The 22000-nt window shown below is 39.8% G+C and carries 20 protein-coding genes; 9 read left to right on the top strand and 11 right to left on the bottom strand.

Annotation, left to right across the window (positions count from 1 at the left end):
- Positions 1-51: 51 nt before the first annotated feature.
- On the top strand, positions 52-1122 hold the full coding sequence (locus ACS5PU_RS10340; RefSeq protein ID WP_439459207.1) for an acyltransferase family protein: 1071 nt from the start codon (positions 52-54) through the stop codon (positions 1120-1122).
- Positions 1123-1418: 296 nt separating this feature from the next.
- Here the strand turns inward: ACS5PU_RS10340 and infB are convergent, their stop codons facing one another.
- The 4 genes from infB to ACS5PU_RS10320 form a co-directional block, all read right to left on the bottom strand.
- Complete coding sequence (gene infB, locus ACS5PU_RS10335) at positions 1419-4499, bottom strand: translation initiation factor IF-2 (RefSeq protein WP_439459206.1); 3081 nt, start codon at positions 4497-4499, stop codon at positions 1419-1421.
- Between the two features lie 60 nt (positions 4500-4559).
- A complete protein-coding gene (nusA, locus tag ACS5PU_RS10330) occupies positions 4560-5804 on the bottom strand; it encodes a transcription termination factor NusA (RefSeq protein ID WP_439459205.1) in 1245 nt (414 codons plus the stop codon).
- Between the two features lie 2 nt (positions 5805-5806).
- The gene (gene rimP / locus ACS5PU_RS10325; RefSeq protein ID WP_439459204.1) at positions 5807-6271 is read right to left on the bottom strand and encodes a ribosome assembly cofactor RimP; all 465 of its coding nucleotides are present in this window, start codon (positions 6269-6271) and stop codon (positions 5807-5809) included.
- A 121-nt stretch (positions 6272-6392) separates the two neighbouring features.
- A complete protein-coding gene (locus ACS5PU_RS10320; protein WP_439459203.1) occupies positions 6393-6800 on the bottom strand; it encodes a hypothetical protein in 408 nt (135 codons plus the stop codon).
- A gap of 42 nt (positions 6801-6842) precedes the next feature.
- On the opposite strand from ACS5PU_RS10320, the gene ACS5PU_RS10315 reads away from it, so the two are divergent.
- Positions 6843-7187, top strand: a complete 345-nt coding sequence (locus ACS5PU_RS10315; protein ID WP_439459202.1) for a phage holin family protein — start codon at positions 6843-6845, stop codon at positions 7185-7187.
- Between the two features lie 56 nt (positions 7188-7243).
- Here ACS5PU_RS10315 and ACS5PU_RS10310 read toward each other — a convergent pair whose 3' ends face one another.
- From ACS5PU_RS10310 to panC, 4 genes are all read right to left on the bottom strand, one after another.
- The gene (locus tag ACS5PU_RS10310; protein WP_439459201.1) at positions 7244-8383 is read right to left on the bottom strand and encodes an acyl-CoA dehydrogenase; all 1140 of its coding nucleotides are present in this window, start codon (positions 8381-8383) and stop codon (positions 7244-7246) included.
- 318 nt (positions 8384-8701) lie between these two features.
- Entirely contained in the window at positions 8702-9682 is a 981-nt protein-coding gene (locus ACS5PU_RS10305) for a lysylphosphatidylglycerol synthase transmembrane domain-containing protein (protein WP_439459200.1), read from the bottom strand.
- A 4-nt stretch (positions 9683-9686) separates the two neighbouring features.
- Complete coding sequence (gene panD / locus ACS5PU_RS10300) at positions 9687-10037, bottom strand: aspartate 1-decarboxylase (protein ID WP_439459199.1); 351 nt, start codon at positions 10035-10037, stop codon at positions 9687-9689.
- A gap of 119 nt (positions 10038-10156) precedes the next feature.
- Positions 10157-11002, bottom strand: a complete 846-nt coding sequence (gene panC, locus ACS5PU_RS10295) for a pantoate--beta-alanine ligase (RefSeq protein ID WP_439459198.1) — start codon at positions 11000-11002, stop codon at positions 10157-10159.
- A 149-nt stretch (positions 11003-11151) separates the two neighbouring features.
- Between panC and ACS5PU_RS10290 the strand changes: the two genes are divergently transcribed.
- Both ACS5PU_RS10290 and ACS5PU_RS10285 read left to right on the top strand, forming a co-directional pair.
- Positions 11152-11976, top strand: a complete 825-nt coding sequence (locus tag ACS5PU_RS10290) for a glycogen/starch synthase (RefSeq protein ID WP_439459197.1) — start codon at positions 11152-11154, stop codon at positions 11974-11976.
- 21 nt (positions 11977-11997) lie between these two features.
- The gene (locus ACS5PU_RS10285; RefSeq protein ID WP_439459196.1) at positions 11998-13386 is read left to right on the top strand and encodes a DUF4270 domain-containing protein; all 1389 of its coding nucleotides are present in this window, start codon (positions 11998-12000) and stop codon (positions 13384-13386) included.
- Positions 13387-13533: 147 nt separating this feature from the next.
- Here ACS5PU_RS10285 and ACS5PU_RS10280 read toward each other — a convergent pair whose 3' ends face one another.
- Both ACS5PU_RS10280 and mutY read right to left on the bottom strand, forming a co-directional pair.
- On the bottom strand, positions 13534-13971 hold the full coding sequence (locus ACS5PU_RS10280) for a single-stranded DNA-binding protein (RefSeq protein WP_439459195.1): 438 nt from the start codon (positions 13969-13971) through the stop codon (positions 13534-13536).
- Positions 13972-14025: 54 nt separating this feature from the next.
- Complete coding sequence (mutY, locus tag ACS5PU_RS10275; protein WP_439459194.1) at positions 14026-15087, bottom strand: A/G-specific adenine glycosylase; 1062 nt, start codon at positions 15085-15087, stop codon at positions 14026-14028.
- Between the two features lie 170 nt (positions 15088-15257).
- Here mutY and ACS5PU_RS10270 point away from each other — a divergent pair, with 170 nt between their 5' ends.
- From ACS5PU_RS10270 to ACS5PU_RS10250, 5 genes are all read left to right on the top strand, one after another.
- Entirely contained in the window at positions 15258-15560 is a 303-nt protein-coding gene (locus ACS5PU_RS10270; RefSeq protein WP_055909222.1) for an HU family DNA-binding protein, read from the top strand.
- 13 nt (positions 15561-15573) lie between these two features.
- Positions 15574-16446 (top strand): tetratricopeptide repeat protein, encoded by an 873-nt coding sequence (locus ACS5PU_RS10265; protein ID WP_439459193.1) that lies wholly within the window; start codon positions 15574-15576, stop codon positions 16444-16446.
- A 282-nt stretch (positions 16447-16728) separates the two neighbouring features.
- Positions 16729-18279, top strand: coding sequence for an Rne/Rng family ribonuclease (locus ACS5PU_RS10260; protein ID WP_439459192.1), 1551 nt, complete (start codon positions 16729-16731; stop codon positions 18277-18279).
- A gap of 261 nt (positions 18280-18540) precedes the next feature.
- Positions 18541-19917, top strand: coding sequence for a DNA repair protein RadA (gene radA, locus ACS5PU_RS10255; protein WP_439459191.1), 1377 nt, complete (start codon positions 18541-18543; stop codon positions 19915-19917).
- Between the two features lie 338 nt (positions 19918-20255).
- A complete protein-coding gene (locus ACS5PU_RS10250) occupies positions 20256-20720 on the top strand; it encodes a DUF4920 domain-containing protein (RefSeq protein WP_439459190.1) in 465 nt (154 codons plus the stop codon).
- A 110-nt stretch (positions 20721-20830) separates the two neighbouring features.
- Here ACS5PU_RS10250 and ACS5PU_RS10245 read toward each other — a convergent pair whose 3' ends face one another.
- Positions 20831-21895 carry a branched-chain amino acid aminotransferase gene (locus tag ACS5PU_RS10245; RefSeq protein WP_439459189.1) on the bottom strand — a complete coding sequence of 355 codons (1065 nt, stop codon included), beginning with the start codon at positions 21893-21895 and terminating at the stop codon, positions 20831-20833.
- Positions 21896-22000: the final 105 nt, after the last annotated feature.

Below are 22000 nucleotides of genomic sequence, written 5' to 3'. Positions count from 1 at the left end.
AACAAGAAAGATATATAAATAAATATGTCAAATTTCGTAAAATTGCACCAAATGACTACAAAAAACATTGTTAAAAATTACGATTTTATCGATACGATGAGGTTTATAGCTATGATAGGAATTGTAATGGAACATAGTTCTCCTTTCTTAGGCTTAAAGTTAAATACACTTCACGATCAAATTATTCAAACAGTTTCCCTGCAATTCATAAAATTTGGAACCATTGTGTTCTTTATCCTCGCCGGGTTTCTGATCGGGGATAAATTTAACCAGTACACCACAAAGCAGTATTTAGGCAGAAGGTTGAACACAACCTTTAGGCCCTGGATATTTTGGGTAACCGTTTTTATTATACTTTTTTATATCGATCAGGGTGTGCGGTACTTAAAGCATTCCGACGCTTTGGGCTTTACGCACCCACTCGAATATATATTGGATAGAATCCATTTTATTATCGTTCAAACCAGCTTTTGGTTTATTATCAATTTTATGCTGTGCATTACCATTTTGCTGGTTTTTAGAAAATACATGTACAATTTAACATTTGGGATAATATTAGGCCTGTTATCGCTTTTTTATTCCGTAAACCTGTACTACGATTGGATCCCAACGGGACATACAACTGCATTATTGGGATTTGTATTTTATTTATGGCTGGGGGTTATCTTACATAAATACTTTGATCGATACAACGAATGGATAAGCAAACAGCCTTTCTGGCTCTTATTTGGCGCTATGCTGATAACCTTTGTTATATCATGTGCTGAAACCATTAATCTGATCCATTTAGGATCTAACGATTCGGGAAATACATTAAGGTTTTCCAATATCATTTTCTCATTGGTATCGTTCCTATTTTTGTACAAATACTGCAATTTTCAGGCTATCGAGAAATTGAAGCCAAGGTCGATGACCTTTGGCATCCACCTGCTTCACCATATACTCATCATTATATTCCTGCCGATGATTTTGAGGCCTTTGAAGATTGTGTACACCAATGAAAGTGTTTGGAGCCTGTTCTTCCTGCAATTTGCAATCTTTATCTTGATTTACGCTTCAACCTATGCAATAGTTTATTACATAGGAAAATCGAAGAAATGGAAATGGACTGTTGGGCAATAATGAATATGTGCCGCTTTAAAGGCCTAATTAAACTGCATTAATCAGCGGGCTTCAACCTAAATTGAAGCCCGCTTTTATTTACCTCCGCAACAAGCAGGTTTATTTTTCAATATCATACCTACTCCATTAAACTGATAGCAGTTCAGTTTTTATCTTTAAGCTTTTATCCTCTGATCATCCCACGACTATAAAAGATATAACACAAACACCATCGGCATTGTTAAGGCAGATTTTCGGCTAGACATAAAAAAAGTGACCTTTTTGAGGTCACTTTAAATTCTATATCTTAAAAACTATTACAGTTTTCTAGCTATTTCTACTTGTTCGTAAGCTTCTACGATATCGCCAACTTCGATGTTGTTAAAGTTCTGAATGTTTAAACCGCACTCATAACCTTTACTCACTTCTTTCACATCATCTTTAAAGCGTTTTAATGATGCAAGCTCACCTGTGTACACTACAACACCATCTCTAACAATACGGATTTTGCTGTTACGGGTAATTTTACCATCCAATACCATACAACCTGCAATGGTACCCACTTTGGTGATTTTGAAGGTTTCACGGATCTCAACGTTAGCCACAATTTTCTCTTCAAATTCTGGATCCAACATACCTTCCATGGCCGATTTAATCTCGTTGATTGCATCGTAAATGATAGAATATAAACGGATATCGATCTGCTCAGCCTCAGCTAGTTTACGTGCACCTGTTGATGGACGTACCTGGAAACCGATAATAATCGCATCAGAAGCCGAAGCCAACAATACATCAGACTCTGAAATCTGACCAACACCTTTACTGATGATGTTAATCTGGATCTGCTCAGTTGAAAGTTTCAACAATGAATCGGCCAATGCCTCGATAGAACCATCCACGTCACCTTTAACGATAATGTTAAGCTCTTTAAAGTTACCGATAGCCAAACGACGGCCAATCTCATCCAACGTAATGTGTTTCTGTGTACGTAAGCCTTGCTCACGCTGTAACTGCATCCTTTTGTTTGCAATATCACGTGCTTCAGTTTCACTTTCTAAAGCATTAAACCTATCACCAGCTGTAGGTGCACCTTGCATACCCAAAACCTGTACCGGTTGTGATGGGCCTGCTGAGTCTACCTTCGCACCACGCTCATTGGTTAACGCTTTTACACGTCCGCTGTAGCTACCTGCTAAAATTGGATCTCCAACTTTTAACGTACCGGCCTGAACCAATACAGTCGTTACAATACCACGTCCTTTATCTAAAGCCGATTCGATTACGGTACCTGTAGCACGCTTATTCGGATTAGCTTTAAGTTCTAATAACTCAGCCTCTAATAATACTTTATCTAAAAGTAAATCAACATTTAAGCCGCTTTTGCTCGAGATTTCCTGCGATTGATATTTACCGCCCCAATCTTCAACCAAAATATTCATTACCGATAATTGCTCACGTACTTTATCTGCATTTGCACCTGGCTTATCCACTTTGGTGAAAGCGAATACCAATGGTACACCTGCTGCCTGTGCGTGGTTAATGGCCTCCTTTGTTTGAGGCATCACCGCATCATCCGCAGCAATTACAATAATGGCAATATCGGCAGCCTTAGCACCACGTGCACGCATCGCTGTAAAGGCTTCGTGACCTGGGGTATCTAAGAAAGTTACTTTTTTACCATTTGGCGTAGTTACCATGTAAGCACCAATGTGCTGGGTAATACCCCCTGCCTCACCAGCTACCACATTTGCTTTACGGATATAATCCAGCAATGAGGTTTTACCATGATCCACGTGACCCATAATCGTAACAACCGGAGCTCTTTCGATTAAATCTGCTTCGTTATCTTCTTCTTCAATTACATTTTCCTCATCTTCATCAGGTTTAACGAATTGAATTTCATAACCAAACTCATCAGCCACAATGGTTAAAGTTTCAGCATCTAAACGCTGGTTAATTGAAACGAACATACCTAAGCTCATACATGTACCAATAATTTTGGTTACAGGTACATCCATCATGTTCGCCAATTCGTTGGCTGTAACAAATTCTGTTACTTTTAATATTTTCGATTGCGATTCAAGCTCATTTGCTGCTTCTTCGGCATTACTTGCTACATCATCACGTTTTTGACGGCGTAATTTAGCACGTTGTGCAAATTTACCAGATTTACCTGCTCCACTTAAACGTGCAAGTGTTGCTTTGATCTGATCTTGAATTTCTTTCTCAGTAGGTTCTTCTTTAGGGCCGCTTGGTGTAGCATTTCTATTTTGGAAACCTGGTCTGTTATTGTTATTTCTATTTCCTTGGTAAGGCGTTCCACCTTGGCCCGCTGGACGGTTACCTTGGTATGGCGTACCACCACCTGGCCTGTTACCTTGATAAGGCTGGCGAGGCTGACCTGGTGCACCACCTTGGCCCTGGCCACCTGCAGGGTTATTTTGCCCTTGCTGACCTTGACCACCATGTTGACCTGGCTGCCCTGGCGCTCCAGGAGTTTTTTTGCGTTTACGCTTGCGTTTGGCAGCTTCACTATCGCTAGATGATGCTACTGGACCGTTTCTTCTATCAGGTGTAGTTGGTAAAACAATTTTACCGATAATATTTGGTCCAGTTAATTTTACCGTACGCGCTTTAATTACCTCAGGCTCATTGCTTGCCGGCTTAACCTCTGCTGGTTTTTCTTCAGCTTTAGGTGTTTCAACCGGTTTTGCAGGCTCTGGTGCTTTAGCAACAGGAGTAGGCACTACTGGAGCTGGTGCCGCAGGAGTTTCTTCCTTTTTAACTTCAACTGGTTTTTCTTCAACCTTGGGTTGTTCAACCGGTTTTACAGGCTCTGGTGCATTAACAACAGGTGCTGGCGTTACTGGTGCAGGAGCTTCTTCTTTCTTAACAGGGCGTGTTTTTGAATTAAGATCGTTTAAATCAATCTTTCCTACAATTTTAACCCCTGGTAAGCCGCTTTCTTCAGCTTTATCTTCTGCTTTAGGTGCTGCAACTGGCTCTGCTGCCGCAGGTGCTGGTGTTGGCGCTTCAACTTTCGGTGTTTCAACTACCTTTGGTTTTTCTACCGGAGGCGTAAATGATTGAGCATTTTTGATTAAAATCTCTTCATTTTTCTCAAAATCGGTATTTTTCTTCGGCGCTTCTACTGGCTTTTCAGTCTCAGGCTCGTCGCGACGTATTTTACCAATCACTATTTGTTTGGCTTCTTCTCTTACGATCTTATCTCCCTGATACTCTTTCAATAAGGCATTATACATGTCGCCCGTAAGTTTAAACATAGGGCTCTTCTCGGCAGAGAATCCCTTTTTGTTTAAAAACTCAACGGCCGTACCCATGCCTATATTAAGTTCTTTAATAGCTTTAATTAAAATGATTGGTTTGTCGTCTGACATTTAGCTCCTGTTATTTTTTAATATAATACAAAAGTAGTGTTTATTTGGCAATTACACCACTTATTCAAATTCTGACTGTAAAATCTGAACCACTTCCTTAATGGTTTCTTCTTCTAAGTCGGTGCGTTTTACCAAATCTTCTACTGTAAGTGCCAAAACACTCTTAGCAGTATCGCAACCGATAGCCTTTAATTCATCAATAATCCAGCTATCAATCTCATCTGAGAATTCTTCTAGATCTACATCCTCGTCGCTTTCTTCTCCTGCTTCGCGGTAAACATCAATCTCATAACCGGTTAATTTACCAGCCAGTTTAATGTTGTGCCCACCACGGCCAATTGCCAATGAAACCTGATCTGGTTTTAAATAAACCGATGCGTGTTTGGTTTCATCATCTAATTTAATAGAAGTAATTTTTGCCGGGCTTAAAGCACGGGTAATGTATAATGAAATGTTATTTGTGAAATTAATCACGTCAATATTTTCGTTTTTCAATTCGCGAACGATACCATGGATACGTGATCCTTTCATACCCACGCAAGCACCTACCGGATCGATACGGTCATCGTACGATTCTACAGCTACCTTAGCACGTTCTCCAGGTTCGCGAACAATCTTTTTAACAGTAATTAAACCATCAAAGATCTCTGGGACCTCTAGTTCAAACAAGCGCTGTAAAAACTCAGGTGCAGTTCTTGAAATGATAATTTTAGGGTTAGCGTTGATCATTTCCACTTTAGAAATTACTGCTCTTACAGAATCTCCTTTTTTGAAATAATCAGCAGGGATCTGCTCAGTTTTAGGCATTAAAAGTTCGTTACCTTCATCATCTAATACGAGTGTTTCCTTTTTCCAAACCTGATAAACCTCGCCGGTTACAATTTCGCCAACGCGGTCTTTGTATTTTTTAAAGATCTCGTCTTTCTCTAATTCCAATACTTTAGAAACCAAGGTTTGACGGGCGGCTAAAATTGCCCTGCGGCCAAAGCTTTCTAATGTGATCTGTTCAATATAATCGTCGCCAACTTCTAGGCTCGGGTCGTATTGGTGTACATCTGCAAGTTCAATTTCAAGATCATCATCTTCAGAAAAGCCATCTTCCATTACCTTTCTAGTTCTCCAGATCTCCAAATCCCCGTTATCCGGATTCACAATTACATCACAGTTTTCGTCTGTTCCGTATTTTTTACGCAACATGCTACGAAAAACCTCTTCCAGCACACTGATCACCGTTGGGCGATCTATATTTTTGAAATCTTTAAACTCTTGGAAAGAGTCGATCAAATTAATTGTTGTAGTACTCATTTTTACTTAAATGAAATTAACACACTTGTTTCTAATATATCATTAAACGGCACATCTGTTTGAACTGTTACCGCCTTTTTCCCTTTTTCTTTAACCGATTCTTCAAGCTGCAGGTTATCTGCTGTAACCGCAAGTAGTTTACCTTCTTTTTTTAAACCGTCTTTCAGTTTAATGCTTATGGTACGGCCAATGTTTTTGCTGTACTGGCGGTTAAGCTTTAAGGGCTCACCAACACCCGGCGAAGACACTTCTAAATTATAAGCCTGCTCAATTACGTTTTCTTCTTCAAGATGAAAACCTACATGCCTGCTTATGGCCACACAATCCTGTATGCTAATGCCTTCGTCGCCATCAACATGTATAATCAGTTTATTGTTTGGCAACATTTTCACTTCAACCAGAAAAAGCTCCGGCCGATCTGCAATTTTTTCCTCAACGAGGGCTGCAACTCTCTTTTCTACCTGCATATTTTAACCTGATTTCATAGAAAAAGGGGACACTGTCCCCTTCTCTTTTCTTCGATTACGATGCAAATGTAGTAATTTTTTACAAAAAATCAAACTCCAAAGCGAATTATTATGCTGATTATTACCGCCTAACTGTTTGTCTCTGTGCTTTTAAGTTCTGTTTTGCACTGCCTGATATGAGGTTGCCCACAGTAGCAAACTTTACACCGATATAACTTTCCACAACATAATCTTTACCTTTTACAAAGGGCTTGGCCGGGTTGAAAACCAACGAATCGCCAGAAATTTTTATGCTTCCTGCTATCGGCAGCTCATCCTGTATGCTATCCAGTTCGCCGGGCTTAATTAAAACCGAAACCAAATTAAAGCTATCAGGATTAGCCTGATATGCATTTTTAACCTGCAACAGACTAGCCTCATCAATGTTTTTAATTATTATTGATGAACTATCGCCCGAAAATTGAATGATTGGCCTGTTGTTTGCATTTGAACATGAAAGTGCAAATACCGCCACCATAACAAAGGGCATGTACTTATAAAGGCATTTTAACATATACAAAAGTAAACAATTATGAGATTTATTATCGAAATCCTCTTAATGGGGCTCGCATTTTTTATCGGCGCCAGGTTGGTGCCGGGCGTACATATAGATAGCTATGCCAATGCCATTATCGCGGCGGTGCTAATTGCCCTCGCCAACTCTACCATTGGGTTTATTTTAAGGCTGTTAACATTTCCTGTTAACTTCTTAACCCTCGGACTGGTATCATTTATCATTACCGTTTTAATGATCCTGCTGGTTGATAACATGATGACTTCTTTTAGCACATCAGGTTTTATAGCTGCCGCATTTTTAGCCATTGTTGTGGCCTTGATCAAAGCAATTTTTAGCGCTGTTGCAGGCGAGAAAGAATAAGCTTGAAGTTTAGAGTTGGGAGTTTGGATTTATAACTCCAAGCTCCCAACTCAAAACTACCTAATCACCTCTCTCGAAATCACCATTTTCTGAATTTCTGAGGTGCCTTCATAAATCTGTGTGATTTTAGCATCGCGCATTAAGCGTTCTACGTGGTATTCTTTTACAAAGCCATAGCCCCCGTGAACCTGTACGGCCTCAATTGTTACATCCATAGCTACTTTCGAAGCGAAAAGCTTGGCCATTGAGCCCGCCTGTGTGTAAGGCAGCCCTTGATCTTTTAACCATGCGGCCTTATAAACCAGCAAGCGCGCAGCTTCAATCTGTGTAGCCATATCGGCCAGCTTAAAGGCTATTGCCTGGTGCTCAGCAATAGGCTTACCGAAAGATTTACGCTCTTTGGCATATTGCGTAGCCAGCTCAAAAGCGCCCTGGGCAATCCCCAAAGCCTGTGCAGCAATACCTATCCGGCCACCCTCCAGGGTTTTCATGGCAAATTTAAATCCGAAGCCGTCTTCGCCAATCCTATTTTCTTTGGGCACTTTAACATCGTTGAACATTAAAGAATGCGTGTCAGATCCACGGATACCCAATTTATTTTCTTTCGGGCCAACAGTAAATCCTTCCATCCCTTTCTCCACAATAAAAGCATTTATGCCTTTATGCCTTAACTCCGGATGTGTTTGGGCAATAACAAGATATGTTGAAGCTGTACTTCCGTTGGTAATCCAGTTTTTGGTTCCGTTTAAGAGATAGTAATCGCCCTTATCTTCGGCGGTTGTGCGCTGAGAAGTTGCATCAGATCCGGCTTCGGGCTCTGACAAACAGAAAGCACCAATTTTTTCGCCAGCAGCCAATGGTTTTAAATATTTCTCCTTCTGTGCTTCATTGCCATAGGCCTCTAAGCCATAACAAACCAGAGAATTGTTTACCGAGACCACTACCGAGGCCGAAGCGTCTATTTTAGAAAGCTCTTCCATTACCAGTACGTAAGAAATGGCATCAAGGCCGCTTCCGTTATATTGCTCGCTCACCATCATTCCTAAAAAACCAAGTTCTCCAAGTTTTTTTACCTGCTCGGCCGGAAATTTTTGGTGTTCGTCTCTTTCGACTACGCCAGGCTTTAATTCTTGCTGCGCGAAATCGCGGGCAGCCTGCTGGATCATTAATTGTTCTTCACTTAATTCAAAATGCATAACATTTATGTATAAAAGGTTAGTAAATCAAATGTATGATTTATAGATCAAAAATACTATGGCTGCATAGTAATTTATTTTAAGTCTTATTTGCCAGTTGTTTTCTTTTGTGGCGTAATGTGCGAGGATTTATTATTAGAAGGTAGATACCCTATTTTTTTTGGAAAGCAAGGGCAGCATTACTTCGGTTGCTGCAGTCCTACCCTTTGCTTAATCCGGTAAAAACCGGGATAACGCTGCCGGTCAGGTTTATTTAAGCAAAGATAGTACTACTATTATACTGCCTAAATCCAATATCTTCAAGTTACACGCAAAAAATTACTCTTTTACGCGCTTTGTCAAGATGAGGCCTAAGCTCAAGCTCCCCAGAACAAGAATAAGCAATACCTGCGAAGAATGAATAATGGTTGAATAAGCCAGCCCATCTTTAAACGATATGCCATACAGTACCAGCGATTGGGCAACCATCCAATGAAAAACACCAATACCCCCCTGAACAGGCGCGGCCATGGCGAAACCGGAAAATACAATGGCGGTAAAGGCGGCGTTAAAATGCAGTCCGGATGTAGCAGGAATAGAGGAGAAAGCAAAATACATGGAAAGCGAATAAAAAATCCAGATCCCAAGTGTGTAGGCTAAGAATAAACCTTTTCGTTTTAACTTGCTGTATGAACCAAATCCCTGACGCAGGGCAACAAAAATGCGGAGAAATTTTTTGCTGAACTTCTGGCGCAGAAAATAAATTGCAGCTATGATTAACGCAGTTACCAGCGCACCGATTACAATTAACCACAAATAGTTAACCTTGCTTAATTTCTCGACCAGGTTAAGGTAAATGGTATGGTATAAAAAATCAGAAACAATATCGTACTGAAAGATAAGCATGGCCAAACTGGTTATGAAAAGCACCAGCACATCGAAAAGACGCTCGGTAATTACTGTACCGATTGAAGCAAACATGGGTACCTTTTCTGCCTTGTGGATAACAGAGCACCGGCCTATTTCGCCAAAACGGGGCAAGGCCAAATTGGCCAGGTAGCCAATTATAACGGCATGGTAAGCACTCCAAAAGCCTACTTTATAGTGGATAGACTGATATAGCATCTGCCACCGCAATGCCCGTAAAACATGTGCTACCCAAACCGCAACAGAAGAAGCCAGGATCCAGAAGAAATCAGCTCCTTTTATTTCTTCCCATATCTGACCTAAATCCTGCCCCCGAAACGCTAAATATAATACCCCCACCCCGATTAAAAACAGGATGATGTATTTTAGCGCTGTTTTGAGGTCGAAGGTCACAAGGTTATTTTAGCAAGTGGTTGTTATCGTCAGGGAAAACCAATATCGGATTATATTTTTTGGCCTCTTCAATCGGCAGTGAGCCGTACGACATAATGATCAAAATATCGCCAAGTTGTGCCAAACGTGCTGTTGCGCCGTTAAGGCAGATGTTTCCGGTACCACGTTCGCCTTTAATTACATAAGTTTCGAAACGGGCCCCATTATTATTATTTACAATCTGCACCTTCTCATTCGCAATGATATTGGCTGCATCCATCAAATCTTCATCTATCGTAATACTGCCAACATAGTTTAGTTCGGCCTGTGTTACCCTAACACGGTGTATTTTCGATTTTAATATTGTGATAACCATTCGGCAAAGTTAGTAATAAAGTTAGAATGAATGAGAGAATTAGTGGATGATCCAATGAGAGAATGTATCTACAGGCACAGCCTAAACATTCAATCATACATTCATTTATAATTCTATCATTACTTAATAATCATATTGTCAATCAATCTGGTTGAGCCTACTTTTGCGGCCACTAATGCCACCAGATTACTTTCTTCTTTGGATTTAGCAGGCTCCAGTGTATCTCCATTGGCAATGGTAAAATAATCGAGTTCTACACCATCAATATTATTATAAAACGATTTGGCTTTGTTTTCCAGTTCGCCTAATGAGTATTCGTCGAAATGATCGGTAACAAACTGCAGCGATTTGCTCAACACCAAAGAATGCTGGCGGTCATCGGCCGAGAGGTGGATGTTTCGGCTGCTCATGGCCAGGCCATCATCCTCCCTAATAATCGGGCAGGTAATAATGGTAATCGGCAGTTTAAAATGGGCAAGCATATTTTTGATCATAAGTACCTGTTGAAAATCTTTTTGCCCAAACATGGCCACATCGGGCTCAACGGCATCAAAAAGTTTTTTTACAATCTGCGTAACGCCCTGATAATGGCCTTTTCTGAACTCACCTTCCAGCAAAAATTCAGCCTTTCCTAAATCAATATGCCATTGCTCATCTGCACCTGTAGGGTACATTTCATCTACATTTGGCATAAACACACCGTTACAGCCTGCCGATTCGAGCATGGCCAGATCGTGCTCAATCGGGCGTGGGTATTTCTCCAGATCTTTGGGATCTGTAAACTGGGTTGGGTTTACAAAAATGCTGCAAATAATGATATCGGCATTTTGCTGGGCCAGCTTTATCAACGATATGTGGCCATTGTGCAGCGCCCCCATGGTTGGCACTAGCGCTATTTTTTTACCTGATGCTTTTAAAGGTTTTAAGAAAGCCTTAAGCAACGCTTTGGTTTTAAATATTTCCAATTTGGACAATCTAAATTAAAGCCGTAAAGGTGTAAATTAATCTAAACGAAACCAAACAAATGCTTGCGATATTGATAAATAGTATTATTATGCTTACCTTTGCAGCTCATTATCTTTTATTTAACTTAATATTTTCTTAGAATATGGAGATGGCAAAAACGAAGCTGCTGATTGTTACACACGAGATGTCGCCTTTCCTCGAGCTTACTAAAATTTCTGAAATCACGCGCCAATTACCTCAAGCAATGCAAGAAAAAGGATTCGAAATCCGTATCTTGATGCCTAAATTCGGTAACATCAACGAAAGAAGAAATCGTTTACACGAAGTAATCCGCTTATCGGGAATGAACATCATCATTGATGACAACGATAATCCTTTAATTATTAAAGTAGCTTCCATCCCAGCTGCACGTATGCAGGTTTATTTCTTAGACAATGAAGAATATTTTCAGCGCAAGCAGGTATTTAGAGATGCTAGCGGAAAATTCTTCGACGACAATGATGAGCGTACTATTTTCTTCTGCAAAGGCGCACTGGAAACCGTTAAAAAATTAGGTTGGGCACCAGATATCGTTCACTGCCACGGCTGGATGAGCGCTTTAGTTCCTGCCTACATTAAAACGACTTATAAAAACGATCCTACTTTTAAAAACTCAAAAGTGGTGTATTCTATTTATGAGGATGGCTTTACTGAAAAATTAAACGAAAATTTCGCTAAAAAAGCAGTAATGGCCAACATGACCGAGGAAGACACTAAAGCCTTTATACCGGCAGATTGCAATAGCATGCACATTGGCGCTGTAACACATTCGGATGCAGTAGTTTTAGCAGACGAAAACCTGGATGCGGCTATGTTAAAATTTGTTAAAGATTCCAATAAGCCAACATTAGCTTATAACTTAACCGAAAATTTTGAAAACTTCTATACTTTTTATGAAGAAATTTCAAATGATGAATTGGTTTCAGTTGCTTAATTAGGTATTATTATTTAAAATATGAAATTTACAAAACAAGACTTATTAACCCTGTTGATAGGTCTTTTTCTTTTTGCATCATGTAAAAACCCAGATGGTGTAGGTTTGGATGTTGATCCGAGCACAGCAATTACCGGCACATTGGTAACAAGCGAAGTTAGATCGCAAACTATCGAAGAACCGGCTGTGAGCACCCTGAATTTATCACGTTATCCGCTAGGTTACATGGTTGATCCTGTTTTCGGTAAAACGGAATCGAGTGTAGCCATGACAGTTATACCCAGCAGCCTAAGCTACGATTTCGGAACTTCGCCGGTTTTAGATTCGGCTGTTCTGGTATTAAGGATTGATACTACCGCCAACAAATTTTATGGCGATACTACATCTTCGCAGTACAGTATCGATGTTTACCAGCTTACCAACAAAATCACTACTTATAAAAGCACTGATGTTCAGGCACACAACGCACAGTTGCTGGGCAATGTAAAGAAGAAATTATATCCGAATACGCCAATTAAGGTTTTTGATATTATTGCTACAAAAAAAGACACACTGAAATCGGTTAAAGCGCAGATCAGGATTCCTTTGGATAAAACATTCATCCAATCGCAACTGTTAAGTCTGCCTACTACGGCCACTTCAACCAATGCCAAGTTTATCGATTATTTTAAAGGTTTATATGCCGAAGTAAATAAAAGCAACTCGAGCGGTACCGGCGGCGTGGCTTTCATCAACTTAAATAATTCTTACCTGCAACTGGTTTACAAGAAAACGAGCTCCAGCAGTGGAGTAGACACCGTTTCGGTTAACTTCCCGGTTTCTAGCTCTTCTGCCATACCTGCAGCAGCAACCATAAAACACGATTATACAGGTACTGCGGTAAGAACACAACTGGATAATCCACCTACAGACTTGAACCCAACGCCTTACACGGTAACTTACACCCAGGGACTGGCAGGTTTAAAAACAAAGCTATCTTTCCCTCAATTAGCAAACTTTACCACTACATACGGTAAAGTAATCGTTAATAAGGCTGAGCTGGTGGTTGATTTAAGCGGAGGTACATTTGCCTATCCTTTTAATGCAGGGCAACGCCTTTCGTTATACCGTTGGGATATTGCCAACCAGCCAGGAAATATTGTAGATTACACCAACTTCGCAAGTGCACCTTCATTGTTTGGGGGCTATTTCGATTCGATCAAGAACCGTTATGTATTTATCATAACCAGTTATGTACAATCGCTGATTGATAAAACGGCAACTGACTATGGTACTTTTATTGCGCCTACAGCTTACGAGACTTTCCAGATTGCACCTTCTGCAATTACCGCAGATAGATCGGTAATCGGAACGGGCACCAACACCACCAATAAAGCAAAGCTAAATATCTACTACACTAAAATTAATTAATAGATATAAATCATATTTAAAGTCTCTTGCCTTAGCAAGGGACTTTTTTTTTGCTCCTTGCTAAAGCAGATTTATTGTAATTAAAGCTTATTGCATAAAAAAAGCCGCCTCTCATCAGGCAGCTTTCAATGCTATCGTAAAGAAATACTAAAAAGGGAGATCGCCATTTTCATCCGATGGGCCAATGGTAAATTCATCTTCAATTTTAGCTTCGGTACTTTGATGTGCCGGAGTAGTTGGCCCCTGCTCAAAATCGCTCTTTCTGCCCAACATGGTGAAGTTTTCTGCCACAATCTCTGTTACATATTTCTTAACCTTCTCTTTATCTTCAAAGGATCTCGTTCTCAGTTTGCCTTCAATATAAACCAGTTTGCCTTTCTGCAGGTACTTAGAAGCTACTTCTGCCAGTCCACGCCACAATACAATATTGTGCCATTCTGTTTGCTCTACTCTTTTTCCGTCTTTGTTGTATGTTTCCGATGTAGCTAATGGAAAACTGGCTACTGTTACGCCACCATCTAAATGACGCACCTCAGGGTCTTTTCCTAAGTGGCCTACTAAAATAACTTTGTTAATCCCAGACATAAATATTTTTGGTTAGTTGTTTCTTGTATAAATGCGTTACGCTAAGATGGTTAGTTACTCCATTCGGTTTTTGTAAAAGTATTCCTCAATAAAATCGTGGATTACTTTTGGCTGCGGCAACTCATCTAACTTACCTAAAGAAACCCAATTAAGTTCCTTTTGTTTATTAAAGTTAAATATATAATTTTTTAATGCAAAAAATTGTATATGGATTATTTGGTGGGTAAGCAGATGTTTTTTAGCAGAAATAAACGTTATTTCAGCCCCGTTGCCGAATACAGATTTCACCTCACCGATAAATGCCCCACTATCCATTTCAGCACGCTCAGCCGTTTCTAAACTTGGAAAATCGTATAAATGCTGCCATATATCTCCTGCCTGCCTTTCCCTAACCAGCACTTTATCGTTTTCAGAACAGATAAAATAATTTAAGTAACGCTCTTTCTGCTTCACTTTTGCATGCTTAACCGGCAAGGTATTTACCAGGTTTTTGGAAAAGGCATAGCAGGTTTGGTTAAGTGGGCAGATGCCACAATTGGGCGATTTTGGTTTGCACTGCATGGCACCAAACTCCATAATGGCCTGATTATACAGCGCCGGATCTTCTTGATAGAGCAGCTCATTGGCCAATGCATAGAACTCTTTTTTTCCTGCCGGAGCATTTATCGGCGTGCTTATTCCATAGTATCTGGACAAAACCCTAAACACATTTCCATCTACTACAGCGCGGGCCTCTCCAGATGAAAAAGAAGAGATTGCGGCAGCCGTATATTCGCCAATTCCTTTTAATTTTATAAGCTCATCGTGCAGATTCGGGAAGATTCCGCGGTAATTATTCACCACAATCTGCGCCGTTGCATGCATGTTTCTACCCCTCGAGTAATAGCCCAAACCCTGCCAAAGCTTCAAAACCTTGGCCTCGGTAGCATTGGCAAAATCGGTAACCGTTGGGAAATTCTCCAAAAATTTATTGAAGTATGGAAGCCCCTGTTCTACCCTTGTTTGTTGCAATATAACCTCTGATAACCAGATAGTATAAGCATCATTGGTATGCCTCCAGGGCAAATCTCTCTTGTTTACGAGATACCAGTTGATGAGTTCATTTTGAAATGTCATTGCTGCAAATTACGCGCTATTTATCCGATTAAAAAAAAAGTTGCATTACAGTGATAAGTCTAGCGATAAAAAAATCATCTTTTATTTCCCTATCTCATTAAAAAGCAATACTTTTGCAACCCCAAAACAGTAGTAATATTAAAACATAATAATATAATAAATAATAAAATATGACTAAGGCAGATATTATTTCAGAAATATCAACAAAAACCGGAATTGAGAAGGTTGATGTACAGGAAACAGTTGAGGCATTTTTCAAGGTTATCAAAACCAGCATGATTGGCGGTGAAAATGTATACGTTAGAGGCTTCGGAAGCTTTGTTGTTAAAAAGAGAGCGCAAAAAACTGCGAGAAATATCTCAAAAAACACTGCAATAATTATCCCAGAACATTTCGTTCCTAGCTTTAAACCAGCAAAAGTATTTGTTGATAAAGTGAAAAGTAATTCAAAAAAAATTAAAGTAGAAGCTTAAGTCTTACCACCATATGAATAGCAGCAGATCAAAACAAACCATTATTATTGGAGCGATTTTATTGCTTGTTGCATTCTTATTTACCAGAGACATTAAGGGTTTAGTTAAGCCAACCGAAGAAAACGGTAAAATGCCTGCAAGCGGTCAGATGGCCGGGGCTGCACCAGACGCTTCAGCGGCACTGAACATCGAAACTTCATCTACTGCTGCTAAAAATGTAATTAATAAAAATTTAGCTACGGATATTACAGCACTGGAGAATAGTTACAAAGGCGCAAACGGTGCAGAGAAGATTGATCTTGCAAAGCAATTGGCCCAGAAATGGGATGATGTGGAGCAGATTACCCCATCGGCACTTTATTTAGAAATTGTAGCCCAGGGAGAGCCATCATCAAAATCGTGGCTGGCCGCAGGTAACCAGTTTATAAAAGCGTTTGAAAGTACCCAAGATAGCTTGGCCCAACCTGCTTTATTGCAGAAAGCCAATACATCTTACAAAAACGCGTTAGAGAAAGACTCTACAAACATAGAAGCTAAAACGGGCTTAGGTGTAACAATTGTAAACGGCTTAGGAGCACCAATGCAAGGTATTGCCATGTTGCTTGAAGTGGTAGCTAAAGAACCTAAAAATGTAAAGGCCAATATGAATTTAGGCTTGTTCTCTATCAAATCAGGTCAGTTCGACAAAGCAATTCCACGTTTTAACACGGTAATTGCGGCAGCGCCAACCCCTGAGGCCTACTTTTATTTAGGCACTGCGTTAGAAAATTTAGGCAGAAATAAAGAAGCGGTTAACGCCTATTTAGCAAGCAAAAAATTAGCAGCAAACCCAACCTTATCTTCGTTTATTGATAAGAAAGTGGCCGAGCTAAAAAATAAAAATTAATTAACAGATTAATAAAAACATTTAAAACTTAAAACTATGCCAAGCGGTAAAAAAAGAAAAAGACATAAAATGGCTACCCACAAACGTAAAAAACGTTTAAGAAAAAACAGACATAAGAAAAAATAGTTTCTTATTTTGATAAAGCCCCTTTAAACCTCATAGTGAATACTGTGAGGTTTAAAGTATTTATACGATTTTTAATTTCGTGTGCATACGGCTATATCAATGTTTTCTTGTTTACTATCCATTTGTTAATAGGCGAAAGCCTTAAATCTGTAGCTGTTGGTAAAAGAATTAATTATCAATTCGACTCCTGCCGGAGTTACCATAGCGTTGATTGAAGACAAACAACTTGTTGAGCTTCACAAAGAACAAATCAATAATAACTACGCCGTAGGCGATATTTATTTAGGCCGCATTAAAAAAATTATGCCCGGCTTAAATGCTGCTTTCGTGGATGTTGGTTATGAGAAAGATGCCTTTTTGCATTATTTTGATTTGGGCCCTCAGGTGCAATCTTTAATTAAGCTAACTAAGATCAAGCGTAATGGCTCGGTTACAGGCACATTGTTAGATAATTTAAAGCTGGAAGCCGATATTAATAAGGCAGGCAAAATTTCTGATGTGCTGAGTAAAAACATGCTCCTACCTGTACAAATTGCCAAAGAGCCAATTTCTACAAAAGGACCGCGTTTAAGTTCCGACATTTCGATTGCCGGCAGGTATGTGGTACTGGTGCCATTCTCCAATACCATATCTGTATCAAAAAAAATAAAAAGCAATACCGAACGTAATCGTTTAAAAAAGATTATCGAAAGTATTAAACCTCAAAATTTTGGGGTAATTATCAGAACAGTTTCTGAAGGCAGAGGGGTTGCCGAAATGCAAAAAGATCTATTGGATTTAATTGCAAAGTGGGAAAACTTCATTAAAAAAATGCCTACAACCGAACCTTCAAAAAGGGTTTGGGGAGAAATGGACAGATCATCTACGTTAATCCGTGATATTCTGAACCCTGATTTTACAAACGTTTATGTGAGTACGCCCGAACTGTACGATGATATCCGTTCTTACGTTCACGACATTTCTCCTGAAATGGAAAAAATTGTGAAACTGTACAAACAGAAAGAACCAATCTTCGATCATTTTGGAATAGAAAAGCAGATTAAAAATGCTTTCGGAAAAACAGTAAACTTACCGGGTGGTGCCTATTTAGTTGTAGAGCACACCGAAGCACTTCACGTTATTGATGTGAACAGTGGAAACCGTACTGCCAGTAAAGAAAACCAAGAGGAAAATGCTTTACAGGTAAATAAAGAGGCGGCTAAAGAAATTGCCCGACAATTGCGTTTACGCGATATGGGCGGTATTGTGGTAATCGATTTTATCGATATGCACAAGCCAACAAACCGTAAAATGCTATTCGATTATTTGCGTGAGCTGATGTTGTTGGATAGAGCCAAACATACGATTTTGCCTCCGAGCAAATTTGGTTTGGTACAGATTACCCGGCAGCGTGTGCGCCCGGAAATGAACATTGTTACGGTAGAAAAATGTCCGGCCTGCGATGGGACTGGAGAAATTAAAGCGAGCATCGTTTTAATGGATGATATTGAGAACAACCTTAATTATATTTTAAGAGAGCAGAATGAAAAAGGTGTAACACTTTGCGTACACCCATACATAGAAGCTTATATTACCAAAGGGATTTTCAACCTTCAGCGCCGCTGGTTCTTCAAATATGGCCAGTGGATTAAAGTTAAGGCACAATCATCATACTACTTAACTGAGTTTCACTTCATCTCAGCAAAAGATGAAGAAATTAAATTATAACTCAAAGCACATTTAACAAGAAGCCCGGATTTAAACATCCGGGCTTTTTTGTTTATTGCGCTTCAAACCTCCAGTTAGTCGGGATTTGCAATCCCATCTTCCGGACTAAGGATCTAAAATCCTTTAGTAGATTAAAAATCCACAGTTATTAAGGTCGAGATTGCAGATCTCGACCAACTGAAATTAAACTTCGCAGGTTTTAAAAACCTGCGAGGTTTATCCCCAATAAAGGCTAAATTCGTAATCTAAAATCTTAATCAATTGGCAAAATCAAAAACAGCATACTTCTGCCAGAGCTGTGGATACGAATCGGCTAAATGGCTTGGCAAATGCCCATCTTGCAACCAATGGAACACTTTCGTAGAAGAAATTGTAGAAAAAAGCCCCGCATCGGTACCAACGTGGAAAAGCGAAACCAGCACCCGGAAGCTGAGCAAACCCAGCAAGGTAGATGAAATTCAATCCTCAACCGAACGCAGAATATTAACAGGCGACAAAGAACTGGACCGTGTACTGGGCGGAGGACTAGTAGAAGGATCGCTAGTACTCATCGGCGGTGAACCGGGCATCGGAAAATCAACTTTGATGCTTCAGCTTGCGCTAAACCTAAAAGGAAAGAAACTGCTTTATATTTCGGGCGAAGAGAGCGAGCAGCAGATCAAAATGCGTGCAGAACGGATTCAGGATCAACCTTCATCCAACTGTTATATCCTAACCGAAACATCAACCCAGAATATTTTTAAGCAGATAGAAATACTGGAACCAGAAATATTGGTGGTAGACTCTATCCAAACACTACACTCTTCACACATCGACTCTACGCCGGGCAGCGTATCGCAGGTACGCGAATGCACGGCTGAGTTATTGCGTTTTGCAAAAGAAACAGGTGTTCCTGTTTTCCTCATAGGCCATATTACCAAAGATGGCGCCATTGCAGGCCCAAAAATACTGGAGCACATGGTTGATACCGTTTTACAGTTTGAGGGCGATAGGCACCATGTTTACCGCATTTTAAGATCAATCAAAAACAGGTTCGGTGCCGCAGCAGAACTGGGCATCTACGAAATGCAGGGAAGTGGCCTTCGCGAGGTTTCCAATCCCTCAGAAATTTTATTATCGCAACGCGATGAGGAGTTAAGCGGGATAGCCATTGCTGCCACTTTAGAGGGCGCAAGGCCAATGCTGATAGAAACCCAGGCCTTAGTGAGCCCCGCCGCCTACGGAACACCGCAGCGATCGGCTACAGGCTTTGATACCAAAAGAATGAATATGCTGTTGGCCGTACTCGAAAAACGCTGTGGTTTTAGGTTAAGCACACAGGATGTTTTCTTAAATATTGCGGGCGGAATTAGGGTTGAAGACCCAGCTATTGATTTGGCTGTACTCATCGCTATTATTTCTTCCCATCAGGATATTGCTGTATCATCTAAAAACTGTTTTGCGGCAGAGGTTGGCTTATCAGGAGAAATAAGGGCAGTTAACAGAATAGAGCAACGCATTGCCGAAGCAGATAAATTGGGCTTTGAAATCATCTATATTTCGAAATACAATTTAAAAGGTATCGCTTTAGAAAAATACAACCTGGAAATTAAAGCGGTAAGTAAAATAGAAGAAGTATTTAGTCTTGTTTTTGGGTAACAAGATTGGGGAATTGGGGAAATAATTTTCCCCAAATCGTTGAAAAAATTCCACGTTTCCCCACCTTGCTTAATTTAGGCAACCCAATTAAAACAAATTAAACAGCTGATTATAAATAACTTGATAAAAAATTAAACAATAAACCACATTTGGTTTAAGGTTTGCCTATTAGTATTTACATAGTGTACACCATCTCTTGGTGAGTCATACACGAAAATAGGGATGATTATCCTCCCGTTGGTGGAGACCAGCGGGGGGTTTTTTGTTTCCATTATTTAGAAAAATTTTAAATAACTTTGAAAAAGATAATAATCGGAACAAAATAAAACCATAAAAGGATGAAAAAGATCATGTTGAGCCTAAGCTTTTGCTTATTTGCGGCACTTGTATTTGCACAAACCGCATATACCGGCCAGAAATTTGGCGAAGAAGTTAAACCTGGCGATGTAAAACCGGCAGCGAAAATGGAAGCCGCAATGGGAGACAAGAAAATTTCAGAAATGAAAATTGAAGGCAAAGTTGTTGATGTTTGCAAGAAAAAAGGCTGCTGGATGGCCCTTGAAATGCCAAATGGCGATCCGATGCGCGTAACCTTTAAGGATTATGCTTTTTTTATGCCAATGGATATTGTAGGTAAAAAAGTGGTTTTAGATGGTTTAGCAAAAAAACAGACCATTTCTGTAGAAACCTTACGTCATTATGCAGAAGATGCAAAAAAATCTCCTGAAGAAGTAGCCAAAATTACCGACCCTAAAAAGGAACTGGCATTCGAAGCTAAAGGCGTGGTAATACTAGATAAATAAAATAAGTTAAAAGATTAAAGCTGAAAAAGCAAAGTCGAAAACGGAGAGCTTTAACCATAAAAAAACCGATGCAGCATCTGCACCGGTTTTTTTTGTTGATTTTCTTTTGGTTATAAAACCCTGTTCCAACCAAATTCATCTGGTGCTAATCCATAACGGATATCGTTCAGTTTTTTAGCAATGCCATTTGAAATATGTCTTGTTGAAGGATCGGTCAATGTATAAAGTTGTCCGTTATAGCCTAGCTCGCCAACGTGGGTTACCGTAGCTGCAGTTCCGGCAGCAAAAGCCTCGGTTAAACTACCGTTTTCAATGCCTTCAATTATCTCTTTAACCGAAACCCTACGTTCTTCTACTTCTACACCTGCCTCTTTGGCTAATTTGATAATGGTATCGCGGGTAACACCATCTAAAACCGTGCTCCGTACCGATGGGGTTACCAGTTTTCCGTTAATTACAAAAAGTAAGTTTGCGGTTCCAGCTTCTTCAATAAATTCATGCGTTACAGAATCGGTCCAGATTAACTGATCATAACCTTCTTTTTTAGCCTGCTCAAAAGGGTACAGTGAACGGGCATAATTTCCGGCAGTTTTAGCAAAGCCAACACCACCGTCGTCTGCACGTGTAAATTCAGTTTCGATTTTAACTTTTAATGCACTGCTGTAATATGGGCCAGTTGGCGTGGTTAATAAAGCAAATTTATAGGTATCAGAAGCTTTAACCCCTAAATAAGGGTCCATAGCAAACATTACCGGACGGATATACAATGCGTAATCTTCCTGATTTGGCACCCATTTCTCGTCTACATTGATTAAAGCAGCCAAACCCTGCATAAAAACTTCCTCAGGAATGGTTGGCATAGACATTCTTGCCGCAGATTTATTAAAACGTTCGAAGTTTTTATCTGCACGGAATACACTAATCTTTCCATCAGGCTGACGGTAAGCTTTCAACCCTTCAAAAATAGCCTGTCCATAATGAAGCGCTGAAATAGCTGGGCTCATTGGAATTGGCCCGTAGGGAATAATCTGTAGATTTTTCCATTCGCCATCTTCGTAGTCGGCAGTAAACATGTGATCGGTAAAAACCTTACCGAACGGTAATTGCGAAAAATCAGTAACAGTCAAACGTGTTTCGTTTGCTTTAGTGATTTTTATATCTAATGTCTCGGTCATACTTTTTTTAATTTTGAATGATTGAATTTTGATTGAATGAATGGATTTGCATAACGCAATTCAACCATTCTATCATTCACTAAGTCAATCATTAATTATTTCGCG

Source organism: Pedobacter sp. GSP4, assembly GCF_051857575.1.
Taxonomy (GTDB): Bacteria; Bacteroidota; Bacteroidia; order Sphingobacteriales; family Sphingobacteriaceae; genus Pedobacter.
Note: the sequence above shows the minus strand (reverse complement) of the source record. Positions and strands in the feature narration are given on the sequence as shown.